Source organism: Enterobacter asburiae, from assembly GCA_011754535.1.
Taxonomy (GTDB): domain Bacteria; phylum Pseudomonadota; class Gammaproteobacteria; order Enterobacterales; family Enterobacteriaceae; genus Enterobacter; species Enterobacter cloacae_N.
The window spans coordinates 3059989-3084796 of the sequence record JAAQVN010000001.1 but is presented as its reverse complement, the minus strand read 5'-3'; the positions used below and the strand labels follow the sequence as shown (position 1 = coordinate 3084796).

The following is a 24808-nucleotide window of genomic DNA, read 5'->3' as shown; positions in this document are numbered from 1 at the left end:
GTATGTGAAGGCTGCTGCTTCGATTCAGCAGCAATTGGGGTTATGATAGCTTTAAACGATATACTCATTGTCATTCGCAGCCGCTGTCAGTAAGGTTATTGTTACAACGGTTGCTTTAACGAATCCGAATCTCACATTATCAGGGGTGTAAAAATGGAAACTACCAAGCCTTCGTTCCAGGATGTTCTGGAATTCGTCCGCCTGTTCCGCCGCAAAAACAAGCTGCAGCGTGAAATCCAGGACGTTGAGAAGAAGATCCGTGACAACCAGAAACGTGTTCTGCTGCTCGATAACCTGAGCGACTACATCAAGCCAGGCATGAGCGTTGAAGCTATTCAGGGCATCATCGCCAGCATGAAGAGCGACTATGAAGACCGCGTTGATGACTACATCATCAAAAACGCTGAGCTGTCCAAAGAGCGTCGTGACATCTCCAAGAAGCTGAAAGTGATGGGCGAAATTAAAAACGCCGAAGCAAAAAGCGAGTAATCGCAGCGAATAGTGAAAAAGGCTCTCTGGTGACAGAGAGCCTTTTTTTATGATTCAGAGCGCGGCTGTAGCTGATAAATCCAGGCCTTAACCAGCCCACCTTTAAGGGTGGTCACTGTGACCTCAACCCGGTCATAGCCGTCTTCAAATTCATCCAGCATCTGCCAGTGTGCGGGAAGGTTATCAGAGATAAACAGATAGCCTTCGACACGCGGTCCATCGGGGTGGAGGATAATCCCCGGGAAGTCCGCCGCCGCACCCCAGCCGCGTTCGTAAAACGTACCGGATACGGAACCGGCCAGCCATTCCCCGCCGATGTTTTCAAGAATATGCGCATTAGCGTGGCCCGGGCGCAGTGTGCCGTAGACAAACAGAGCGTTCATTTTCCTTTATCCGCAAAGCAAAAAGCCTGCTTTAAAAGCAGGCTTTTTAAATTTGGCTCCTCTGACTGGACTCGAACCAGTGACATACGGATTAACAGTCCGCCGTTCTACCGACTGAACTACAGAGGAATCGTTGTGGAGGCTTATCTTAGCGGCGAAAAAACTTTTGTCAAACCTGATCTTAGGGAAAATCGACTGATTGCTGATTCTGTCGTCAGTTTGTTGTAATTCCACACATCTTTTTTCAGGAAAATACTTTGCAGGATTAGCTTTTCTCCCCCATCATTTGAAATGGAGTTTCAACTTTTCTCGCTAAGGTCCATTTTGAACGTCACTGCCTCCTTACGCCAGGCGATAGAGCGCACGCCGTGGTATGCAAAACGTAAAAGCTATCGTGTCCTGTTCTGGCGTGAAATCACCCCTCTCGCTGTGCCTATCTTCCTGGAAAATACCTGCGTTTTGCTGATGGGGGTCCTGAGCACCTTCCTGGTGAGCTGGCTGGGGAAAGAGGCGATGGCGGGGGTCGGGCTGGCGGACAGCTTTAACATGGTGGTGATGTCATTTTTTGCTGCCATAGACCTCGGTACGACGGTGGTGGTGGCTTTTAGCCTCGGCAAGCTTGACCCCAAACGTGCGCGCGAGGCGGCCCGCCAGTCGCTGATGATCATGACCATTTTTTCGATTGTTCTGGCGGCGGTGATCCACTATTTCGGTAAAGAGATTATTGACTTTGTCGCCGGGGAGGCCACCAACGAGGTTAAAGACCTGGCGCTGACCTACCTGGAGATGACCGTTTTAAGCTATCCGGCGGCGGCCATTGCGCTGATTGGCAGCGGCGCGCTGCGTGGGGCGGGCAACACTAAAATTCCGCTGCTGATCAACGGCGGGATGAATATCCTGAATATCATTATCAGCAGCGTGCTGATCTACGGCGTGTTCTCGTGGGATGGGCTGGGGTTCGTAGGAGCGGGGCTGGGGTTAACCATTTCACGCTATATCGGTGCGGCGGCCATCATCGGGGTACTGATGACGGGAATTACGCCTTCGCTGCGTCTTACGCTCAAGAGCTACTTCCGGCCCTTTAACTTCGCCATTATCTGGGAAGTGATGGGAATCGGCATTCCCGCGAGCATTGAATCCGTGTTGTTTAACGGCGGGAAGCTGCTGACGCAGATGTTTGTCGCCGGGATGGGGACAGACGTTATCGCCGGTAACTTTATTGCCTTTTCCATCGCCTCGCTGATTAACCTGCCGGGTAACGCGCTGGGTTCGGCATCAACCATCATCACGGGCAAACGGCTCGGGAAAGGGCAGATAGGTCAGGCGGAGCGGCAGCTGCGGCACGTCTTCTGGCTGTCGACCATAGGGCTGACGCTGATCGCCTGGGGAACCGCGCCGTTTGCCGGGCTGATGGCCGCGTTCTATACCCACGAAGAGGATGTTAAAGAGGTGGTGAAGATCCTCATCTGGCTCAACGCCGCCTTTATGCCCATCTGGGCGGCATCCTGGGTGCTGCCCGCCGGGCTAAAAGGGGCGCGCGATGCCCGTTTTGCTATGTGGGTGTCCATGCTCGGCATGTGGGGGTGTCGCGTTGTGGCGGGCTATACGCTGGGCGTGGTGCTCGGCTGGGGCGTGGTTGGCGTCTGGCTGGGGATGTTCCTTGACTGGGCCGTGCGTGGGGCGCTGTTCTACTGGCGTATGGTCAGCGGGCGCTGGCTGTGGAAATATCCGCGACAGAATGCCTGACAATTGCGCGAAGTGGAGAATAAATCGGCAAACGATCCGAAATCTGCATTCTGCCTTTGACATCCCAGGGGAGCATCGATAATATGCGCCCCGTTCACACGATTCCTCTGTAGTTCAGTCGGTAGAACGGCGGACTGTTAATCCGTATGTCACTGGTTCGAGTCCAGTCAGAGGAGCCAAATTTGAAAAGCCTGCTTACGAGCGGGCTTTTTGCTTTTCTGCGCAAGGTAAATGCAAAACGGCAACCTGGTTGCCGTTTTTAGTGTTTGCTCCCTCTCCCGTGGGAGAGGGATGGGGTGAGGGCACCAGACCGCGCGAAATTACAAACCAATCGGTGCCGTCGCCTCAACCAGCCACGTACGCGCCTCGCTATTCACCAGCGGTGACAGCGCCTCCCGCACCTGCTGATGATACGCATCCAGCCACTGTTTTTCCTGCTCGCTCAACAGATCCAGCTCGACCTGGCTTAAATCAATCGGGATCAGCGTCAGAGAAGCAAATTTGCAGAACCCCGGTCGGCTCTCCACTATCTCCACCTGGTTTTCAATACGGATACCGTGGCTGTCGCCCAGATAGTAACCCGGCTCGATAGTCATGATATTGCCCGCCACCAGCGGCCACGGGTTGACCTTTTTGGCGATGCGATGCGGGTTCTCATGGATAAGAAGCTGGTGCCCCACGCCGTGTCCCGTGCCGTGATCATAATCCAGCCCCATCTCCCACAGCGGCCGACGCGCAAACGCATCCAGCTGATGCCCCTGAGTCCCGGAAGGGAACTGCAGGGTAATGAGCGACAGGAAGCCTCTCAGCACAGCAGTGTAGTGCAGGCGCTGCTGCGGGTCGACCTTACCCCACGCCAGCGTGCGCGTGGCGTCGGTGGTGCCGTTAGCATACTGACCGCCGGAATCGTTCAGGTAAAAATGGTCATGGCCGATGGGCTTATTGCTGGCCTCGCTCGAATGGTAGTGACACATCGCCGCATTGCTGGAGGAAGCAGAGATAGTCGCAAAACTCTGCTCGATAAAACCGGGCTGCTGTTTGCGGAATGCCATCTGCTGAGCCTGCACTTCCAGCTCGGTGAGCGGTTGTCCGGCCGCTGCACGACGCGGCACTTCGCGGCTCAGCCAGGCGAGGAAGTTGACCCACGCGGCCCCGTCCTGGTGATGACACGCGCGATAACCCGCCAGCTCGACCGGGTTTTTGGTCGCTTTCATCAGGGTGATGGGATCGGTTCGCCAGACAATTTCTCCCCGTGGTTCAATGGCGAAGCGCAGGGCGACGGGGGCGGAATCGGCATCAACCATCACCCGCTTCCCTTCAGCAAGCTGCTGACAGCGTTCAATAAAGGTGTCCTGCGGCGCAATGGTAAACGCATTACGCACTTCGTCAGGCAGGGCGCTGAGCTTATTGTCGTTAACAAACCACTCAACGTGACCGTCACGACTCAGCAGGGCAAATGAGAGCGGTACCGGACTGGTGGGGATATCTGAGCCGCGCACGTTGAGCAGCCACGCAATGTTATCCGGCAGCGTAACGGCCAGATAGTCAGCATTGTTCGCGGCCAGCACAGCGGCAACGCGCTGACGTTTGTCCTCGCTGCTTTCACCGCTTGTCTCTACCGGCATTTCACGTAGAAGCCCCGCCGGTGCGGCAGGGCGATCGGTCCATAAGGCGTCAAACGGCGACGCGTTCAGCGGCACCAGCGCGCACGGCGTGGCTGACAGCTGTGTGAACTCTGAGTTGGTCATCAGCAGTGGGTCAAAACCGATGCGCGTGCCCGCCTCAACGTTTGCCGCCAGCCAGTCTGCCAGCGGCTCGTTGTGCAGATGGTGGATCTCAACCTCATCCATATTCACCTGAACGCGGGCCTGCACCTGATAGCGCCCGTCGACGAACAGCAGCGCTTTGTTTTTCAGCACCAGCGCGACGCCGGCAGAGCCGTCAAAGCCCGTCAGCCAGGCCAGCTTTTCGTCGTAGGGCGCGCAGTATTCGCTCTGCCAGGCATCCGCACGCGGGACGATCATCCCGTCGAGATGACTTGCCTCAAGCCAGTGGCGCAGGGCAGAGAGCGGTGTAGGGGTGTGCATGTTTTTTCCTTATTGCTATTAGCGGAACGGCGGCTCGTTGAAGGTACGCAGCTTGCGCGAATGGAGTCTGTCACCTTCCGCTCGCAGCAGGTCGATGGCCCGGATGCCAATCTGCAGATGTTCGGATATCGCCCCTTCATAGAAACGGTTGGCCTGACCCGGCAGCTTAATTTCACCGTGCAGCGGCTTATCGGAGACGCACAGCAGCGTGCCGTAAGGAACGCGGAAGCGATACCCCTGGGCGGCAATGGTGGCGCTCTCCATATCAATCGCCACCGCCCGGCTCAGGTTGAACCGCAGCGCGGAGGCGGAGTAACGCAGCTCCCAGTTGCGGTCATCCGTTGTGACGACCGTACCGGTGCGCAGGCGCTGTTTAACCTCTTCACCTGGCATGCCGCTGACCTCTTTAGTGGCGTCATACAGCGCGCGCTGCACTTCGGCGATGCTCGGGATAGGAATATCCGGCGGCAGCACCGCATCCAGCACGTGGTCATCACGCAGATAGGCGTGGGCCAGCACGTAGTCGCCAATCAGCTGGCTTTCGCGCAGGCCGCCGCAGTGGCCAATCATCAGCCACACGTCAGGGCGCAGGACCGCCAGATGGTCGCAGATGGTCTTGGCATTTGACGGACCCACGCCGATGTTGATCAAGGTGATGCCCTGACCGTCGGCGGTGATGAGGTGCCAGGCCGGCATCTGGTGCTTTTTCCACGCCAGATCGGAGATGGCCTGCTCGGGCGCTTCGGTCTCGGCGGTGATCCAGATCCCGCCCGCGCAGGACAGCGCGATGTACGGGCTTTCCGGGTCGAGGATCTGGCTGCAGCCCCAGCGGACGAACTCGTCAACGTAGCGGGTGTAGTTGGTAAAGAGCACAAACGGCTGGAAATGCTCGGCTGGCGTACCGGTGTAGTGGCGCAGGCGCGCCAGCGAGAAGTCCACGCGGCGAGCGTCAAAATGCGACAGGGGAGAAAATTCTGCCGGGTGATAAATCCCGTCTGCCGTCTCATCGCCAATCTGCGAAAGTTCCGTCGTTGGGAAGTGGCGGGTCAATCCCGCGCTCATGGAGCGGTCAAGCGTTAACGCCGAGCCGTCAATCACGTAGGGATACGGGATTTCATGTTGTGAGGGCTCAACGGCAATATGCGCACCGTAGTCCTGGTACAGCAGCGTGAGCTGTTCTTCAAGATAAGGGCGGAACAGTGCAGGGCGGGTGACGGTGGTGCTGTAGCAGCCGGAGTGGGTAAAACGGGCGTAGGCGCGGGTTTTCGGCGTTGTGCTGGCGCTGCCGTCCCAGGTCACAGAGAGCGATGGATAAACAAAAAGGCCCTCGTTTCTGGCCTTTTGATCGGGGAGTTTCCCTGTTTCGATGTATTCGCTAATGGCGCTGCGCAGCGCATTGACGGACTGTTCATACAGCGCGTCGAGTTTTTCCAGCGCCTGAGCCGGGGTCAGGCTGGAGCCCTTATTATTCATCTCTGTCTCCTTGTTCCACAGGTGTGCGACTCTACCCGATAGTATGTCACACGCCCGTGAAACAAAAGGGAGATCAGGCGTGGCTCGTCTCTTTCATCAGCAGCGCCGTCGCCGCCGACAGCAGGCAGCCGGCCAGCAGATAGATCGCCACGCTGTGCCAGTCTCCGCCGGAGAAGGTGACCAGCGCGGCGGCAATAAACGGCGTAAATCCGCCGCCGACCACGCTTGCCACCTGGTAGCCCACGCCCGCACCGCTGTAGCGATAGCTCGCGCCAAACAGCTCGGTAAACATCGGCTGCTGCACGCAGACCACCATATCGTGGGCGATGTTGGCGAGCATGATGGCGAAGAAGATGATCCAGAAGACCGACTGTGCTTCGAGCGCCATAAAGAACGGCCAGGCGCTGAGGCTGCCAATCAGCGCCCCGGTAATATAGACGCGGCGGCGGCCAAACCTGTCCGCCAGCCAGGCGAAGCAGGGGATGGTCAGGCAGCTGATCCCGCCGACCACCAGACCGATATTCAGGAACAGTTCACGCGGCAGACCGAGGTTCTGCGTCGAGTAGTTCAGGGCAAACGCGGTGACGATATACATCGTCAGCAGTTCACAGAGGCGCAGGGCGATAATTTTCAGAAAAGCGCCAGGATGCTGAACCAGCGCTTCCATTACCGGCAGCCGTTTTTTCGCAACCGGCTTTTCCCGCTGCTGCTGTTCGAATTCCGTGGACTCTTCCATCCCGTTGCGGATCCACAGCGCGGCGATGACCAGCACGATGCTGAAGATGAACGGAATGCGCCAGCCCCAGCTCAGGAACTGCTCGTCGGTGGTGAGCTGGCTGATTAACGATACCAGCCCTGTGGAGAGGAGAAGGCCCACGCCGTACCCCACCTGCACGCCGCTGCTGTAAAACGCTTTCCTGTTTTTCGGCGCGCTTTCAACAGATAACAGCGCCGCGCCGCCCCATTCACCGCCCACCGCGAAGCCCTGAATGGCGCGCAGAGTGACCAGCAGCACCGGCGCCCACCAGCCAATGGCGGAAAACGAAGGAAGAATGCCAATCAGCGCGGTGGCGATCCCCATCATCCAGACGGTGAGCATCAGCATGCGCTTGCGGCCGAGGCGGTCACCAAAGTGGCCGAAGATCACCCCGCCGAGCGGGCGAAACAGGAACCCGACGCCGAAGGTGGCAAAGGCGGCGAGGGTGCCCATCGCGGGGCTGACCTGGGGGAAGAATTCGCGGTTAAATACCAGCGCGGCGGTAATGCCATAAAGCAGAAAATCATACCAGTCGACGACGGCACCCGCGAAGCTGCCGAGGGCGGCGCGGCGGGCGCGATTGAGCGAAGGTGTCTCCTCGTTGGGACGATCGGAGATGAGGGTGGAGTCCATAGTTGTCCTGTCCGTACTGATTTTTAATTATTGGTATAAGAAAAGGTCACTCACTTTGCGTCCGTCATATAAACGGAACCTATGAGACTACCGCGACAGAACGCCTGAGAAAACGTTTTTATCTTTCCGGAAGGCGCTGAATAAATAAATTTCATCTGCACCTACAGCGATATAATTATGTCTGCCTGGCTCCGTTACCTGCTGAATGGTTTACAGTAATAGTTACCGCTGCGTGACTTAAGCTGAGGGAATCATGATGCAACGCACCTTTTCGGCACTCTTGATGGTTCTGTTTTTATTCGCCGCGCCGCTTCATGCGGAACCCAGCGTCTACGGCGAACAGCGCATCAGCGGCTGGTGGAATGCGCTAACGGACGATGTTTCGCAAACCTGGACTCAGCCACAACGTTACGATCTGTACCTGCCGTTTCTGAGCTGGCATGCCCGCTTCATGTACGACAAAGAAAAAACCGACAATTACAATGAAATGCCGTGGGGCGGCGGACTGGGCGTTTCTCGCTATAACGAAGAGGGCAACTGGAGCGCGCTGTTTGCGATGATGTTCAAGGACTCGCACAACGAATGGCAGCCCGCGATGGGCTATGGCTGGGAGAAGGGCTGGTATCTGGATAATGCCAAAGATTTCCGGCTTGGACTCGGTGCCGCGGCGGGCATCACGGCGCGAGATGATTTTGCAAACTATGTCCCGCTACCGTTCATCTTCCCGCTGTTTTCGGCCGGGTATAAGCGCGTTACCGTCCAGTTCACCTATATTCCCGGGACGTATAACAACGGTAACGTGCTCTTTGCCTGGCTGCGCTTAGGCTTTTAAAGGGTGATAACCTTTTTTGCCACGGCGTTAGATAATACCAGCATGGAGAAGAGAACAGAGGTAATGAAAGTGAGCACAATCAGTGCCAGCTTCATACCGAGAGAGGTCACCGGTATCAGCGCCGTCAGCAGATGAAACACCGAGTAGTGCACAATGTACACGCCTGTCATCGTTTTGCTGATGGCAGCCAGAATGGACTCCTTAAATTCAGCGTTGCGGCGAAAGCGCACGCCGTTCGCCGCAATTACCAGCGCGATGATCAAAATGTAAATTTGAGAGCCGGTGAGAATAAAGGCGTTTCTGTCCGCCTTGAACAGCGCGAAGAAGAAGTGGCGCTCGTAAAACCAGGTGAAGAGATAGATAAAGGGGATGGCGACAATCGCCGCCCTGACCACATTTTTGCGGCTAATCCACTCGGCAATTTTCGGGTCGCAAAAGAGTTGCCCCGTCAGATAAAACAGCAGCCATGTCCACAGCCGATACTGCGGTGACAGAGAAAGGACGTGCGTTTCAGGATAAAGCGCCGATAGCAGATCGTATCCGTAGGAAAAGAGCAGCAGGGCAGCAATCGCGCCGCAGAACAGCGCTCTCCGCTGGCTAAGCCACTCAACTGCCGGGTGAAAGGTATAAATCACCATAAAGGCGAACACAAACCAGGGCTGAATCAGATACCCACGCTGATAAGGCTCCCACAGGTAGTAGATCGTTATCCAGAACAGAAAAACAATCACCAGGCTTTTAATTTTACTCAGCTGCCAGCGGGTGCCGTGCCGCGATTGTCCGTCGAGATAGCCCGACACCACAAAAAACAGCGGCGTGGCGATGGTCGAGATAAAGGTTAAAAACCCCAGGATCCAGTGATAGTCATAATCATAATGATCCCAGGTATTGTAGATGGTGAAGAAGGTAACCGCCGTCATGCAGCCCAGCGTCTTGATAATGTTCAGCCCTGTCGCATTCATTGTTGTTTGGCTTCGTCCTTACGATGGAAACACGCATAGATAACGGGGAGTACCAGTAGCGTCAGGATTGTAGCAAACCCCAGTCCAAACATAATCACAACGGCCATGCTCTGGAAGAAAACATCCAGCAGTAGCGGAGCCAGGCCAAGTACGGTAGTGAACGCGGTGAGCAGGATAGGGCGCAGGCGCGAGGTGGCGGCATAAACGATCGCGCTGTGCTGATCCTTTTGCGTTTTCTGCTGTTCGATTTCTTCCACCAGCACGATGCCGTTGCGGATCAGCATGCCACTCAGGCTCAGCAGACCTATCAGCGCCATAAAGCCAAAGGGAATACCGGTAATTAAAAATCCCGGCGTGACGCCAATCAGCGCCAGCGGTACGGTCAGCCAGATAGCGACGGCATTTTTTACCGAGCTGAACATCAGAACCGTAATCACAAACATCACCAGATACCCGAGAGGCAGCGTAGTGAATAGCCCTTGCTGCGCTTCGCTGGAGTTTTCCGCGTCGCCTCCCCACTCGATACTGTAGCCGTGTGGCAGGCTAAGGGCATCCACTTGCGGCTTCACGCGGGCGAGAATGTCGCCGGAGGTTTGCTGGCTCAGCGGATCCGGGTCCGTCTGAACCGTCAGTACCCGCGAGCGGTCGCGTCGAAGGATTAGCGGATCTTCCCACTCCAGCGAGAAGCGGCTGACGACGTTACTCAGCGGAATATACTGCTGCCGCGTCTGGCTCCACACCAGCACGTTGTTCAGATGACTGGCATCCAGCCTTTCGCTTTCCGGGGGCCTCACCACCACGGGAAGCAGGTCACTCCCTTCCCGATACAGCCCCGCACGGCTGCCGGAGAAATTCATCTCCAGCGCGTTGTCGACGTCCTGTTTATCCACGCCAAGCTCGCGTCCCAGCGCGGCTACGTACTGCGGGCGGATCACTTTGCTGCGGTTTTGCCAGTCGTTCCGGACGCTCCCCGTGGCCGGGTCGCGCGCCAGAATATCGTCCACCTGGCTGGCAATCAGGCGCAGCCTGTCAGGATCCGGGCCTTTAATACGCACTTCAATGGCGCTGTCGCCGGAGGGGCCAAACATCACCCGTTTGGTGCTGGCGTTGACCTGCGGATAGTTTCGCGCGATGTACTCGTCCACGTGGCGCGTCAGGGCAGAGATGTTGCGCTGGTCGTCCATGCGCACCATGACCTGCGCATAGTTGCCGTACTGCCGCTGCCCGCTGTAGGTCAGAATAAACCGCATACTTCCCTGACCGATGGTTGAGACGGTGGTCTCCACGCCCGGCTGGCCATTGATCGTCTTTTCAATATCGCCGGTCATTTTCTCGGTCCATTTAATATCGGTACCGTAGGGTAACCAGAGGTCGACAAAGAAAATCGGTGTATTAGACGACGGGAAAAAATTTTGCCGCACGGCGCCGAAGCCCCAGACAGACGCTGCCAGCAGCGCAGCCATGACAATGAGCGTCGGTGCCTTATGGTGCAGCAGCGTGTTAAGCAGGCGCTGGTAGGCGCGGTAGAGTCGTTTATCGTAAGGATCTGACTCGTCGGTTTTATCGGGCGCGCTGTCGTTTTTAAACAACCACCACTTAATCAGCACCGGGGTGAGGGTGAGCGCCGAGAACCAGCTCAGCATCAGGGAAATCAGCAGCACCTGGAACAGGGATTTACAATATTCCCCGGTGGAATCCTGCGACAGCCCGATAGGGGCAAACGCCAGGATGGCAATCACCGTCGCCCCCAGCAGCGGCAGGGCGGAGCGGCGGATGATGTTGTTCACGGCGGTTAACAGCGGGGAGCCCTGCTGTCGGGCGATCAGCACTCCTTCGACAATCACGATGGCGTTATCCACCAGCATGCTGAGGGCGATAATCAGCGCCCCGAGCGATATGCGCTGCAGCTCAATGCCCCACAGATACATAATCAGCAGCGTGCCCAGCACGTTAAGCGCGAGAGAAAACGCAATGATGATCCCGCTGCGTACGCCCATAAAGATCAGCAGCACGCCGATGACAATCGCCAGCGCCATCAGGAAGTTAATAATAAAACCGTTAACGGAATGGCCTACTTCGGCGGCCTGATCGTAAAACAGGTCTATCTGTATGCCCGCCGGTTTTTCCACCGACATCTGGTTTAACTTCGCCTCCAGCGCGTGGCCCACGTCGATAACGTTCACGCCGGGAATAAACGAGACGCCCATGGTGACGGCTTTTTTGCCGTTGGCATGGTAGATACTGGCCGGCGATTCGTTCAGCCCGCGCGACAGCGTGGCGATATCCCGCAGACGCGTCGCCGCCCCGGTGCCGGAAGGCGTGATGATGAGATCCGCCAGTTCATCAAGATTCTCGAACTCACCGGTCGGGTGCAGGCGAATGGATTCGGTGCCGGAGGTAATTTCTCCGGCACTGGAAACGACGTTAAGCCTGCTGAGCAGGGCGGAAAGCTGGTTCAGCGTAATGCCCCGCGCGGCCATTTTGGTCAGGGAGATATCGATGTTGACCTGTTGGCTAATGGCCCCGCCGATGGCGACCTTCGCGACGCCGGGGATCAGAATCAACTCCCGGCGCAGCTGCTCCGCATATCTCACCAGTTCAGGATTACTGAATTCATCTCCGGAAATGGCGAAGAAGAAGCCGAAGACGTCGCCGAAATCGTCATTCACAAAGGGCGTGACGACGCCGGGCGGAAACTGACGCGAGGCATCGCCCACGCGGCGGCGCAGTTCATCCCAAATCTGCGGCAGCTCGTTCGAGTGATAGCGAGAAGCGATATTAACGGTGATTTGCGACAGACCGTTTGAAGAGATGGAGCTCACGTTGTCCAGATAAGGCAACTGCTGAAGGGCATTCTCCAGCGGAAGCGTCACCTCCTCTTCAACCTGCTGAGCGGATGCGCCAGGGTAGTGAGTGACCACCACTGCGGTTTTAATGGTAAAGGCGGGATCTTCCAGCCTGCCGATATTCAACAGGGCGAAAATACCCCCGATGCCCAGCAGCAGGATCGTTAGCCAGACGCGAACAGGGTTATTAATAAATTGACGAGAGATATCCATTACAGTCCCCGTTCACGCGTCCAGATACGCACCGGCTGGTTAGCATGGAGCTCCCCAACGCCTGCGGCCACCACGCGCTCGCCCGCCTTAAGCCCGCTGGTAATCACCACGCCTTCGGTACTCACTTGCCCCACGCTGACCTTGCGGTCTTCAAGATGCAGCGTGTCGCCTTCGCCCTTTACGACCCAGACGTGCGGCTCATTGCGCGGGCTGTTGTCCGGGTTAAAGACTGCCTCAACCGGTACGACCAGCGCCTGAGCATCCGCGCCCGCCGGGAGGTTGCTTAAATTGATGGTCACCGTACCGCTTACGCCGCCGACGGCGGGAAAATCATCTGGCCGCGGCATGGTAAGTATCACCTGCCAGGTCAGGGTATTGCTGTCGCTGCTGCCCGAATGTTCTTTGTAGACGGCGGTAAATTCACGATCCGGAATGGCGTTAATTCTCACCACGGGGCGATACTGCGCGTTGCGGATATCAAGGGTTTTGAACAGGTTCTCAGGAATACTAAACACCACGTCCAGCAGATCGGTCCGGGTTAGGGTCGCAATGGGCTGACCGGCAGACACCACCTGATGGTTTCGTACATGTACGCTGGCTGCCGTCCCGCTGAAGGGGGCGACGAGCGTCATCTGATTCAGTTCCTCTCTGGCAATCTGAAGCGCCGCATTCGCCGAATCGCGGTTTGCACGCTGCACATCCATTTCTGCTTTCGAAATCGCCTGGCGGCCCGCCAGCGTCTGGAAGCGATCGAATTGCCGCTGGGCCAGCGTCGCTGCCGTTTGTCTGTCGTTAACCCGCTGCTGGGCCTCACGGGCGTTCAATCTGGCAAGCTGTTGCCCCTGCTTGATGGCTGCGCCCTGGCGTATATCGAGCGCTTCAATTTGACCTGCACGCTTGAAGGAAAGGTCTGTGGCATCGCCCGATTCAATGCGGGCGGGAAAGACGCGCTGCTGGGCGTGACCGGGGACAGCCACCTCCGCCACTTTTACCATTCGCGGCAGGGGGGAGGCTTGCTCCGGTTTCGGGTCGCACGCCGTGAGCGTTAATAAAACGAATGGTAGAAGAGAGAAGTAGCGGTTCAATGTATTCCCCTAATAAATAACTGTTTTATTTATTCCGTAGCAAGGGCAGGGGGTGACACTATTCGGCCAGAACAGTGACGACCATATAGGTAAATAAACCAATCGCCGTGCTGGCGATAATGGCGAGCGCAATGAACATACCCAGGCGGAGCAGGCTTAAACCATACATAAATTCCTCCATGAGCCGGAAGCGGTGGCTGACTATGAGCATAGTCGGCGAAAAGCGAAATGTTAAATAACCATTATCAGTGGGGGCGCGCTAAACCTGATATTCCTGTGCTACGTTTAATATCAATCATCTCTTTTTACCGTAGCTGGCATTAATGGCAACCCCCTGCATTTAATGCGTTTTTTAGCTTCACTCACTCTCGTGTTGGTTATAAAAAAGGATGCTCGATATGTATAAAAACATTCTCGTTCCGGTGGATGTCTACGAGACAAGCCTGGCGGATAAAGCGTTGCAGCATGCACAGTTTCTGGCACAAAGCGCATCGGGTGACGTTCATTTGCTTCACGTCATGCCCAAATTTTCAGCCGAACTGACGCGTGGTTTTATTTCAGATGCGCGCAAGATGGATGAATATATGATTAATAATGCGAAAGAAAAGCTGGCCGATCTGGTCAAAAAATTGAATCTGCCGGAAGAACGTGTTCATCTCCATGTTCGTAGCGGGAATGTTCGTGATGAGGTTATTAAGCTGGCGGATGAACTTGCTGCTGGCGCGATTATTGTCGGTTCTCGAAATCCAAATATTCAAACCCATTTGTTAGGGTCAGAGGCGGCAAGTATTGTGCGTTACGCCCACGTTCCTGTTTTCGTTATTCGTTAATTACATGAAAGCAAGGTGATTTCTGAATAGAACCTGAGGAAGGAACGATGAAAACAGGAAAACCTGAACGTCCGTACTATCAACAAACCGTTGACGAAACCTTGTCTAATATCCACTCCACCCCGGAAGGACTTAGCGGCACTGAGGCATCCGCCCGCCTTCAGCAGCATGGTGAGAATGCGTTACCGCAAAAAAAGGGTAAACCCGGCTGGCTGCGCTTCCTGGCGCATTTTAACGATGTATTGATTTACGTATTGCTGGTTGCCGCGTTGCTTAAGCTCTTTATGGGGCACTGGGTAGACATGTTTGTCATCCTTGGGGTTGCCATCATCAACGCGCTGATTGGCCATATTCAGGAGAGCAATGCTGAAAAATCGTTGCAGAGTATTCGCAATATGCTCTCGAGCGAAGCCGTGGTGGTACGGCAGGGGAATCATGAAACGATCCCTACAACGGCGCTGGTGCCTGGCGATATCGTGGTGATCCGCGCCGGGGATCGTATCCCTGCGGACCTGCGCGTAATTGAAGCGCATAACCTGCGCGTGGAGGAGGCCATCCTGACCGGCGAATCCACCGTTGTTGAGAAAAACAGCGATGCGTTAAGCGGGGAACTGCCTTTAGGTGACCGGTATAATCTGCTCTACTCAGGTACCACCGTCAGCTCCGGCGGCGGTAAAGGCGTGGTGGTGGCAACCGGGGGCGAGACCGAGCTTGGCCACATCAATCAGATGATGTCCGACATTGAAAAGCACCGCACGCCGCTGATGGTGCAGATGGATAAGCTCGGGAAGACCATCTTCATCACTATCCTGGTGATGATGGTGGCGCTGTTTGTCTTTAGCCTCCTGTTCCGGGATATGCCGGTTTCTGAACTGGTGCTGTCGCTTATCAGCCTCGCCGTTGCCGCCGTGCCGGAAGGCCTGCCGGCCATCATTTCCATCATCCTTTCGCTTGGCGTACAGGCCATGGCGCGTCGCAAGGCCATCATTCGCAAGCTGCCTACGGTGGAAACGCTGGGCGCAATGACGGTCATCTGCTCGGATAAAACCGGCACCCTGACGATGAATGAAATGACGGTCAAAGCGGTGATTACCGCTGATACGACCTATCGCGTGGAGGGCGACAGCTACGAACCGGTGGGGAATATTCACCCTGTAGATGACCCGACGCCCGTCAGCGTGACGCAGGGTTCCCTGCTGGAACGCTACCTGCGCACCATTGACCTCTGCAATGACAGCCAGTTAATCAAAGACGAGCAGGGGCTGTGGAAAATCACCGGGGGACCAACCGAGGGCGCGCTGAAGGTGCTGGCAGCGAAAATTCCGCTCCCGCCGCTTGAGACGGAAATGCGCAGTAAAATCCCGTTTGATTCGCAGTATAAATACATGTCCACGCTTTATCGGCTGGGCGATGAAGAGGCGATTTTAATCACCGGCGCGCCGGACGTCCTGTTCCGCCTCTGCCAGTACCAGCAGACGAATGACGGACTGCAGCCGTTCGATCAGCCTTACTGGGAAGGTAAAATTGAAGAGTATGCCCGGGAAGGGTTGCGCATGGTGGCTGCGGCCTGGAAACCTGCCCGCGAGGGGCAACGCGAGCTGGATCATCCGGACCTGCATGATGGCGTGATCCTGCTGGGTATTGCAGGGATGATGGACCCGCCGCGTCCGGAGGCCATTACCGCCATTGCCGACTGTCTGCAGGCCGGGATCCGCGTGAAAATGATCACCGGTGACCACCCGCAAACGGCAATGAGCATTGGGCAAATGTTGGGGATTGGTAACGCCGCAAGCGCTATCACCGGACGTGAGCTGGAGGCGATGGACGATCGTCAGCTGAGCGACGCCGCGCAGCAGTACGATATTTTCGCCCGAACCAGCCCGGAGGATAAATTCCGCCTGGTGCAGGCTCTGCAAAGTAAACAGGAAGTCGTGGGCATGACCGGGGATGGCGTAAATGATGCCCCAGCGCTCAAGCGGGCGGATGTGGGTATCGCCATGGGGATTAAGGGGACGGAAGTGACCAAGGAAGCCGCCGACATGGTGTTAACGGATGACAACTTTGCCACCATTGCCAGCGCGGTGCACGAGGGGCGTCGGGTTTACGATAACCTGAAAAAGACCATTCTGTTCGTTATCCCCAGCAACATCGCGCAGGCTCTGCTGATCATCATCGCGCTACTGGCGGGGAACCTGATCCCGCTGACGCCTGTCCTGATCCTGTGGATGAACATGGCGACGTCGGCAACGCTGTCGTTTGGCCTGGCGTTTGAAGCGGGTGAGAAGGACATCATGAACCGGCCACCGCGCAAGGCAAATCTCCATGTGATGGACGGCTATGCCATCTGGCGCGTGGTGTTTGTCGGTCTGATGATTGCCATCAGCGCCTTCGTGCTCGAAGCCTGGCTACAGCCGCGCGGCTACTCGGCGGAATTTATCCGCACCGTGCTGCTGCAAACCCTGGTCACTGCGCAGTGGTTCTACATGCTTAACTGCCGCGTTAATGACGGCTTCTCGCTGAGCAAAGGCCTGCTGGCGAATAAAGGGATTTGGATCGTGAGCGGCGTACTGCTGGCGCTACAGCTTCTTATCATTTACGCACCCTTCATGCAGATGCTGTTTGGCACCGAAGCGCTGCCGTTCCGCTACTGGGTCATCACCTTCCTGATTGGTTTTGTGATGTTCCTTATTGTCGAGGCGGAGAAAGTGCTGACGCGCCGGTGGCGCAAAACCGAGGCGTGATAGCGTAAACTGAGAAAGCCTGAGCCCAGGCTTTCTCTTTTCCGCCGCATGCGGTTGATGGTTGCGCCGCTACCGTTATCTTATCGACAGAAAACGTTCGTTTACTAATGTGCAACAGACCGTTTAGTTTATTATTGTTCTCATTGTGAAGCGCTTCCGATAAATTCGTATTACCCCAATTCCTGGTTTATACGAATATGAATAAAACGCTATCTATGCCCCTGGTGGTATTAATTGCATGCCTGTCCGTGGGCGGATTAATATCTACCGATATCTTTTTGCCTGCACTGAGCGAAATGCAATTATTTTATAAGGTCACGGAGGCGCAAATACAGGATGCAATCGCCCTGTTTTTATTTGGCGTTGCGTTTTCACAGCTGGTGTACGGGCCGTTAAGCGACAGTCTGGGGAGAAAGAAAACGCTTATTGCGGGGCTGTTAATCTGGTTGGTTTCGACGGTAGGCGTTATTTACTCTACTCATATTAATGAGCTGCTTATTTTACGCTTATTACAGGGCATCGGCTCCTGCGCCGGTATCACCGTCAGCCGGGCGATTATTAATGACATGCTGGATAAGAAGTCTTCGGCTCAGCTTTATCTTGTCATATTTCCCTTTGTGGGTATGTCGCCGGCCATTGCACCCATGATCGGCGGCGTGTTAACCCAACACTTCGGCTGGAAATCCTGTTTTATCTTTTTGACCTTGTTTATCGTCATGACGCTGGGACTGTGCCTCACCGCACTGCGCGAAACCTTACCGCCTGAGAAAAGGCAAAAGCTGAGCGCGGTGGCGGCCATGGTCAATACGCTTGTGGTGTTAAGAAACCGGCAGTTTTTGTTTTATGCCGCGATTCCCTGTTTTGCTTATGCAGCCTATTTTTCCTATATCGTAGAGTCCCCCTTTTTGCTGGGCAAACTCGGGCTTTCGCCGCTTTATATCGGTTACACCTATATTCTGCTATCCGTAAGCTACGTGGCGGGGAATCTGATCGCTAAGAAGAGATCTCGTCAGGCGGGTATTGAAGAGACCATTCGCCTTGGGTATCGCATATTTGTCCTCGGCGGCATTATTTTTGCACTTCAGATGTACTTAAGCCCTGTACCTTTGTTTACCAGCATTCTCTCCATCGGCATTCTGACCTTTGGCAATGGCTTCCTGCTGCCGTTGGGCACGGCGTCTGCCATCGCGGCGCACCCGCAGGCGTCGGGTACCGCTTCGGGTGTAATGGGGGCCTTACAGCTCGGAAGCGCAGCGCTCGCAACCTTCCTGATTGGAAAACTTTCAGCCCATGCTCCCGTCATGACCGCGCTGATTATTGCCTGCGTCTGCGTTGTTGGTTTCCTTGTATATGTTTTTGGTCAATATGGGTTTATGGAATTTTTCTCCAGTAAAGAGAGTAATATCAATGATTAATAATATAGATGTCACATTAAGGGATGGCGGGTATCAAAACAATTTCAGCTTTCCTATAGACTACGCAATTAAGCATGTGCGCGCACTGGTGGGCAGTGGCGTTGAATGGATTGAAATAGGTTACCGAAACGGTTCATTTAAACCCATCGCGGATATTGGTTTAACCGGAATGTCGCCTGATAATTATATTCAGGCAATTCATGATGCCGTGCCCGAAGCGAAATTAGTTGTCATTGCCCACCCCCATAATATTACCCGGCAGGATATTATTCGCCTGCGGGAATGTGGCGTTGCGCTGCTTCGGCTCTGTATTAAAACCGACAATCCCCAACCCGCGCTGGAACTGTGTGAGGTGGCGAAAGAAAATGGCCTGCGCGTGAGCATGAACTTTACGCGCGCCAGCCAAATTAACGCGAAGACGCTTGTTGACGTGGCATTGCAGTGTGAGAACGCCGGGGCCGATATTATTTGCATTGCGGATTCTAACGGCAGCCTGCGGCCTGAACAGACCGCCCGCCTGGTTAACCTGCTTAAATGCGCAACGCCGCTTGAGGTGGGATTCCATGCCCACGATAACCTGGGGCTGGCAATGGCAAACTCCATTGAGGCCGTAAAGGCCGGCGCGACCTTTATTGATAGCTCCCTGACCGGCATGGGAAAAGGGGCGGGAAATCTGGCGATGGAAATCTGGCTGTCGCTGTGTAATTTCAACGAAGGCAAAGAACGTTATCACACGGAGTGGATATTTAATCAGGTGCATCAGCTGGTTTCGAAGGAATTTTACAACGCCTCTTACCGCAGCGTAGTGGATATGATCCTTGGGGTGAAAAATCTCAGCGTGGAGAACCGGAAAATGGTTGAAGAGTCATTGACGACAGAGAGTCAGCGTGTCTTCAGCGCTATTGAAAACGTGATCACAGGGACCGCAGCATGAAGTTACAGGATGCGGTGATACTGGCACCGGTCATGCCTGCCTGGGACGGCGGGGCATTTTGCGCTCCGCTGGTTACCTTGCTCGAAGAAAAAGGTTTTTCCGTCACCATCGTCGATACGTTGAGCCTGATTACGCACGACGATCCGCAGAGCGCGATTGACGCGCTTTGCCAGAAGCTAAATGCCCAGGTCAAACGCCCCTGGCTGCTGGTGGGGTTTGCGATGGCGGGCACGCTGGTGCAGCTGCTGGCGCACCGTTTGCGCGGCGTAGCGGGCGTCATGAGCGTGAGCGCCCCCGGTTTTGCCGACGAGAAATTAACGCAGCGGCTGGTGCGTCTCATCGCACTGCTTGAAAAAGGTGAACTCGGTTCGGCCATGGATATTCTGCATCACTACGTCCTGCCCGAAGGTCAGCCTGCGCCGCAGGAAAAATTTTCCCTGCCAGATGCAGAGAAAATGGCGGCGATTAAACGCATGCTCACCGGCTTCTCACTGCTGTTAAAGATGGATGCCCGCGCGGATATTGCCGCCTATGACGGTAACTATCTTGCGATTGTGGGTGAAAAATCCCAGCTGGCCTCATGGGAAAACCAGACCCACAGCCCCCGAACCCAGCACTATTACAAACGTATCCCCGGCGCGGGGATGCGTCCGTGGAATGACAATCCCGCTGCGGTGAATGCGCTGCTCAACGAATGGATCGATACCTTATGAAAAAAAATGTTCTGGTTTTGCCGGGAGACGGTATTGGTCAGGAGGTTTGCGACGCTGCGCTGCCCGTTATCGGTGCGCTGGATCTCCCCATCAGCCTGACCTTTGGTGAAATAGGCTGGTCCTGCTGGGAACGCGAGGGCAATCCTGTGCCGGCACGTACCTGGGAACAGATTGCTGAGGCGGACGCGGTACTGCTGGGCGCCATCACCAGCAAGGGGAAAGTGCAGGCTCAGCAGGCGCTGCCCGTCGCGCTCCAGCAGAAAGGCATTGAGTATGTTTCACCGGTGATTCAGCTCCGTCAGCGGCTTGGGCTCTATGCCAACATCCGCCCGGTGAAATACGTGACGGGAGATCGCCGTCCTTTCCGCTGCTGTGTGATTCGGGAAAATACCGAGGGGCTGTACGCCGGTATGGATTTTAAAGGTGTCGGTGAGAACGTGGCCAGCTGGCTTAAACACCCGAATCTCGAAAAATATGGCCCGGAAGAGGCGGCATGGTCAGTGCGTCTGCAAACGCGCTACGGCCTGGAGCGCCTGTTTCAGACGGCCTTTGACTATGCCCGCCAACACCGCTTTTCACGCGTCACGTTTGCCGATAAACCCAACGTCATGCGCGAAAGCGGTCATTTTGCGGCAACAATCTTTCAGGAAGTGGCCGCGCACTTCCCTGACATTCGGGCAGATATTCACAACGTGGATGCGATTGCCCTCTGGCTGGTGCGTAAGCCTCACGAATTTGGCGTGATTGTCGCGGAAAATATGTTTGGCGATATCTTGTCGGATCTGGCCGCCGGCGTGATGGGCGGGCTTGGCCTGGCGCCCAGCGCCAACATTGGCAGCGAGGTGGCCTATTTTGAACCGGTACACGGCAGCGCCGGGGATGGCGGGGCAGGGAAAAGCCAATCCGTGTGCGATGTTCTACACAATTGCGCTAATGCTGGCGTACCTCGGCTTTGAGGCGCAGGCGGAAAAACTGCAGCAGGCTGTCGATCGCGTTGTTCGTGAGGGGAAGGTGGCGACCTACGATTTAGGCGGTCCGGCGACAACGGAGGAGATGGCAAAGGCGATAATCGACGCCCTGGTTCAGCCAGCCATCGCTAAAACGGCCAGCGTGATTGCGATTGGTGATGAGCTCTTGTCCGGGCAATGCCTTAACACGAACCAGCAGGCTATCAGTCAATGCCTTGAAAAGGCGCACTACCGTGTCAAATTTCAGGCGACCTGCGCAGACAACATCCCGCAGATAAGCTCGGTGGTAACAGGGCGTATCGGGCAGGACGATCTCATTGTGGTGTGTGGCGGCCTTGGCCCAACCTCTGACGATAAAACCCGCGAGGCCATTGCTCAGGTTCTGAGCAAGCCGCTTGTGCACGACGAAGAGACGTGGAAAACCATTGAGAGTCGTCTCGTGACGTTCGGGGTGAAAAGCGATCCTTCAAACCGTCTTCAGGCGCGTTTCCCCGAGGACGCTTCCATTCTGGATAACGCTTGCGGCACCGCTCCAGGTTTCAGCGCATGCGTGGCGGGAAGCCAGCTGGTGGTTCTGCCCGGGCCGCCTTCCCAGGCGCTGCCGATGCTGGAAGAGGCATTAGCAAATAACAAAGATACCGGGCCTGAAAGGCAAAAGCACTGCTGGACCCTGATCGGGATCAGCGAGAGCGAGGTCGGTTCTATCGTCAATGCGCTGGCCACCTCTACCGACTGGGACAGTCATTTTTTATGGAAAAGCCCTTACGTCATTGTGCAGATCGAAACCCCTGCACACCGGCCTTTACCGCTTCCGGTGAGGCAAAGTCTGGACAGCGCGCTGCGTCCCTATCTGGTGAGCAAACGTAATAAAACGGCGGGCGAAATACTGCGGGATGCGTGCAGTATCCGCTGGCATACGCCAGATGCAGCGCTCTCAGCGTATTTGCCTGCCGGGGGCCTGCCGCGCCAGGGAGAGCTGACGGTGCAGATGGATGTGACGGTCAGCCCGTCGCTCTCGGAGCTTCTGAACAGCGACGCACGGCTGGGGAAAATGACCCTGTCGGTTCGTCATCAAGATGGTCAGGCGCATCAGATGACGTTTCCAGTGAACAGAACACTGCTCGCGCAAACCCTGCCGGAATATGCCGCCTGGTGCGCCTTAAAAACCCTGACAACACAGCATGGATAATTCGACAATGACGACTCAATCAACGCTTCAGTCGCGCCTGCTGGCGCTGGACACGGCGGCCGTTTCGGACGCGCTGGACAGTTTATACATTGCGGGAGGCCTTGCGGGCATTAAGCTGCAGGCCGGGGGCAGTAAGCTGGCGGGACCTGCCTGGACCGTAAAATATGAAGCCTGCGTGGCGGAGAAAAATCAGTTCATGAATGCCGGGAACTATATCGATCGGGTTCCGGCTGGCGCGGTCATCGTTGTGGACAATGGCGGCCGTACGGACTGCACCAGCTGGGGCAATATTCTGACCACCAAAGCCGTGCTTAAAGGCATCGCCGGGTCCGTCATCTACGGCTCAGCCAGGGACATTGCAGACATTCGTCAGATGAATTACCCGCTGTACGCCAGCAACATCTATATGGTTTCCGGCAAGAACCGTGCGCGGGTCACTGCGGTGCAGTGCGCGCTGCAGATTGAAGGGGTAACGGTCTGCCCTGGCGACTGGATTTTCGGCGATGAGAATGGCGTTCTGGCGATCCCCGCTGAGCAGCTGGAGGAGGTGATCCGTCGGGCAGAAAACGTAGAAAAAACGGAGCGTGAGATCATCAACGCAGTTCGTGAAGGCACCTCGCTCGACGTAGCCCGACAAACGCTGGGTTACCATGTGCCCTGGGAAGCAAAAGCATGACGCGGCCGTTTTTTGACTATTGGGCGTCCCGTTTGCGCTTTCTGGACGTGCACTATCACGCGCGCCCGGATAGCTACCAGCGGCGTTACTCCGCCATGGAGGCCGGAGAACGCTACGCGCAGTATCAGGGGGGCGTGGTGCTTAAGAACCATCTGGGAAGCGTCAGCGCGCTGGCATCGGCAATGCAGGAGCAAGGTCTGCCCGTCTTTGGCTCGGTCGTGCTGAATGCCGCCGCCGGGGGGATAAACCTTAACGCCGTCCGCCAGGCGCTGAGCCAGTATCAGTTTGAGGGTGCGCCCAGGCTGCTGGTGCACTTGCCGACCGTGGTTCCAACGGCGCATAAAAGCGGGTTATCCCGAACGTTCAGCAACGAGTACGCCCGGCATTTCGCCGGGCAGCCGCTCTCGATTGCTGATGAGGCGGGTGAACTGCGTTCAGGCGTAAAAACGCTCATTCACTTTGCCCGGCACCATGACATTGTGATCTCCTCAGGACATGCGACGAAAGACCAAACGCTGCGTCTGATTGAGGCCGTTGAGCGAGTGGGCGGCTGCAGGCTGATGCTGAACCAGCCGGCGAATCCGATGACGGGATTTACCGCCCGGGAACTGCGCGCGCTCGGCGAACATGAGTGGCTCTTTGTGGAGCAGTGCGCCCTGACGGTCTATTTAGGCTATCAGCCCCTCGACGATCTCTGTGAGGTGCTGACGGGAGTGCATAACCTGGTTTACAGCTCGGATCTGGGCCAGCCGGGCCAGCCCGACATCGGCGAGTGGCTGGAGGACAGCCACCGCTGGTTCAGAGAGGCCGGATTGGATGCGGCGCGCATTGAGGAGATCACGCTGCTGAACCCGCTCAGGATGCTGGCGCCGGGGCCGTTGCCAGGTTAAGCGTGCGGAGGAAATCAATAAATGCCTGTTCCTTGGGGGAGGGATGAGGATTGATATGCACCACATACATGGGAAGAGGGGCAGGCATAAACGCGTCAAGGGCGGTGATGATTTCTCCTGATTCCATTCCCGCTCTCACGGTGAATTCCGGCAGGTAACAGATCCCTAACCCGTGATGCACCATATTGCACAGGTCGAGGCTGTTACTCACTCTGGAGACGTAATGAGGGCGGATTTCAACCAGCTCATCGTCAATCACAAACTTCCAGCTGCGGCGGTGGTTATCAAAATGCAGGAGACAGGTATGCTGGCGCAGATCGTCAGGATGCTGCGGAATACCGTGCTGCTGCGCGTAGGAGCGTGAAAGACAGGTGTATTTTCGCCAGTAGCCAATCAGCGTGTAGTAGAGGTTGCTGTCGGGCAGTGGGCCACACTGCAGCGCCAGATCGAAGCCGTGGCTGAAAAGCTCCATACAGTGATTGCCGGTCACGATATCCAGCTTCAGATTGGGATAGCGTTCCAGGAAGGCGCCAAGGTGCGGAATAACGTGCTGATTGCTGATGGAATGGGGGATACCCACTTTGAGATTTCCGCCGATTTCGTTACTGAGGCTTTTGACATCCCTGAGGCAGGATTCATATTCATCAATAATGAGCAGGCAGCGCTGGTAAAATTGCTCACCGGCCGTCGTCAGAGAAATGCGACGTGAATTGCGTTTAATCAGCTGCGCATTCACCTCGCTTTCCAGCTTTTCAATTCTGCGGCTGATCATGGCCGGGGAGAGTTTCATGGCCATCGCGGCGGCGCGGAACCCCTGACACTCTACGACCATTCTGAAGGCTTTCATATTTTCCAGCATTGTGTCCTCCTGACCCGGTCTGGTATCACTATTCTCGCATTATTTCATCAGCATGTTGTGCTGGTTTTTCTCGCAAAGCGTTATCGC

At 55.9% G+C, this 24808-nt stretch carries 18 protein-coding genes, 2 tRNA genes and 1 pseudogene; 12 read left to right on the top strand and 9 right to left on the bottom strand.

The window, feature by feature from the left end; genetic code table 11:
• Window positions 1–153 precede the first annotated feature (153 nt).
• A complete protein-coding gene (locus HBM95_14535) occupies window positions 154–489 on the top strand; it encodes a DUF496 family protein (GenBank protein ID NIH44141.1) in 336 nt (111 codons plus the stop codon).
• A 47-nt stretch (window positions 490–536) separates the two neighbouring features.
• Here the strand turns inward: HBM95_14535 and HBM95_14530 are convergent, their stop codons facing one another.
• Window positions 537–872, bottom strand: a complete 336-nt coding sequence (locus HBM95_14530) for a gamma-glutamylcyclotransferase (GenBank protein ID NIH44140.1) — start codon at window positions 870–872, stop codon at window positions 537–539.
• Between the two features lie 53 nt (window positions 873–925).
• Window positions 926–1001, bottom strand: a tRNA-Asn gene (locus HBM95_14525).
• A 162-nt stretch (window positions 1002–1163) separates the two neighbouring features.
• Here HBM95_14525 and emmdR point away from each other — a divergent pair.
• Window positions 1164–2618: a multidrug efflux MATE transporter EmmdR gene (gene emmdR, locus HBM95_14520; protein ID NIH44139.1), complete on the top strand. Its 1455-nt coding sequence runs from the start codon at window positions 1164–1166 to the stop codon at window positions 2616–2618.
• Window positions 2619–2721: 103 nt separating this feature from the next.
• Window positions 2722–2797: transfer RNA gene (locus tag HBM95_14515), tRNA-Asn, on the top strand.
• 141 nt (window positions 2798–2938) lie between these two features.
• Here HBM95_14515 and HBM95_14510 read toward each other — a convergent pair.
• The 3 genes from HBM95_14510 to shiA form a co-directional block, all read right to left on the bottom strand.
• Window positions 2939–4705 carry an aminopeptidase P family protein gene (locus HBM95_14510; GenBank protein NIH44138.1) on the bottom strand — a complete coding sequence of 589 codons (1767 nt, stop codon included), beginning with the start codon at window positions 4703–4705 and terminating at the stop codon, window positions 2939–2941.
• Between the two features lie 18 nt (window positions 4706–4723).
• Complete coding sequence (locus HBM95_14505) at window positions 4724–6178, bottom strand: AMP nucleosidase (GenBank protein ID NIH44137.1); 1455 nt, start codon at window positions 6176–6178, stop codon at window positions 4724–4726.
• A gap of 73 nt (window positions 6179–6251) precedes the next feature.
• The gene (gene shiA / locus HBM95_14500) at window positions 6252–7568 is read right to left on the bottom strand and encodes a shikimate transporter (protein ID NIH44136.1); all 1317 of its coding nucleotides are present in this window, start codon (window positions 7566–7568) and stop codon (window positions 6252–6254) included.
• 256 nt (window positions 7569–7824) lie between these two features.
• On the opposite strand from shiA, the gene pagP reads away from it, so the two are divergent.
• A complete protein-coding gene (pagP, locus tag HBM95_14495) occupies window positions 7825–8400 on the top strand; it encodes a lipid IV(A) palmitoyltransferase PagP (protein ID NIH44135.1) in 576 nt (191 codons plus the stop codon).
• On the opposite strand, the gene HBM95_14490 is transcribed toward pagP, so the two are convergent.
• The 3 genes from HBM95_14490 to HBM95_14480 are packed head-to-tail and all read right to left on the bottom strand — an operon-like array spanning window position 8397 to window position 13506.
• Window positions 8397–9362 carry an acyltransferase family protein gene (locus HBM95_14490; GenBank protein NIH44134.1) on the bottom strand — a complete coding sequence of 322 codons (966 nt, stop codon included), beginning with the start codon at window positions 9360–9362 and terminating at the stop codon, window positions 8397–8399. The two genes, pagP and HBM95_14490, sit on opposite strands and share 4 nt — an antisense overlap.
• Window positions 9359–12421 (bottom strand): efflux RND transporter permease subunit, encoded by a 3063-nt coding sequence (locus tag HBM95_14485; protein ID NIH44133.1) that lies wholly within the window; start codon window positions 12419–12421, stop codon window positions 9359–9361. Before HBM95_14485 ends, HBM95_14490 begins: the two co-directional genes overlap by 4 nt.
• A complete protein-coding gene (locus tag HBM95_14480) occupies window positions 12421–13506 on the bottom strand; it encodes an efflux RND transporter periplasmic adaptor subunit (GenBank protein ID NIH44132.1) in 1086 nt (361 codons plus the stop codon). The genes HBM95_14485 and HBM95_14480 overlap by 1 nt, the downstream gene beginning before the upstream one ends.
• A 398-nt stretch (window positions 13507–13904) precedes the next feature.
• Here HBM95_14480 and HBM95_14475 point away from each other — a divergent pair, with 398 nt between their 5' ends.
• From HBM95_14475 to HBM95_14440, 8 genes and pseudogenes are all read left to right on the top strand, one after another.
• On the top strand, window positions 13905–14336 hold the full coding sequence (locus HBM95_14475; protein NIH44131.1) for a universal stress protein: 432 nt from the start codon (window positions 13905–13907) through the stop codon (window positions 14334–14336).
• 47 nt (window positions 14337–14383) lie between these two features.
• Window positions 14384–17077, top strand: coding sequence for a cation-transporting P-type ATPase (locus HBM95_14470; GenBank protein ID NIH44130.1), 2694 nt, complete (start codon window positions 14384–14386; stop codon window positions 17075–17077).
• A 197-nt stretch (window positions 17078–17274) separates the two neighbouring features.
• Window positions 17275–18492 carry a multidrug effflux MFS transporter gene (locus HBM95_14465; GenBank protein NIH44129.1) on the top strand — a complete coding sequence of 406 codons (1218 nt, stop codon included), beginning with the start codon at window positions 17275–17277 and terminating at the stop codon, window positions 18490–18492.
• The gene (locus HBM95_14460) at window positions 18485–19426 is read left to right on the top strand and encodes a 3-hydroxy-3-methylglutaryl-CoA lyase (GenBank protein ID NIH44128.1); all 942 of its coding nucleotides are present in this window, start codon (window positions 18485–18487) and stop codon (window positions 19424–19426) included. Before HBM95_14465 ends, HBM95_14460 begins: the two co-directional genes overlap by 8 nt.
• On the top strand, window positions 19423–20139 hold the full coding sequence (locus HBM95_14455) for a hypothetical protein (GenBank protein ID NIH44127.1): 717 nt from the start codon (window positions 19423–19425) through the stop codon (window positions 20137–20139). Before HBM95_14460 ends, HBM95_14455 begins: the two co-directional genes overlap by 4 nt.
• Window positions 20136–22296 (top strand): annotated as a pseudogene (locus HBM95_14450) (isocitrate/isopropylmalate dehydrogenase family protein). Before HBM95_14455 ends, HBM95_14450 begins: the two are co-directional and overlap by 4 nt.
• Before the next feature lie 7 nt (window positions 22297–22303).
• Window positions 22304–22972 (top strand): RraA family protein, encoded by a 669-nt coding sequence (locus HBM95_14445; protein ID NIH44126.1) that lies wholly within the window; start codon window positions 22304–22306, stop codon window positions 22970–22972.
• A complete protein-coding gene (locus HBM95_14440) occupies window positions 22969–23862 on the top strand; it encodes a hypothetical protein (GenBank protein NIH44125.1) in 894 nt (297 codons plus the stop codon). The genes HBM95_14445 and HBM95_14440 overlap by 4 nt, the downstream gene beginning before the upstream one ends.
• Here the strand turns inward: HBM95_14440 and HBM95_14435 are convergent.
• On the bottom strand, window positions 23828–24721 hold the full coding sequence (locus tag HBM95_14435) for a LysR family transcriptional regulator (GenBank protein ID NIH44124.1): 894 nt from the start codon (window positions 24719–24721) through the stop codon (window positions 23828–23830). The two genes, HBM95_14440 and HBM95_14435, sit on opposite strands and share 35 nt — an antisense overlap.
• Window positions 24722–24808 lie beyond the last annotated feature (87 nt).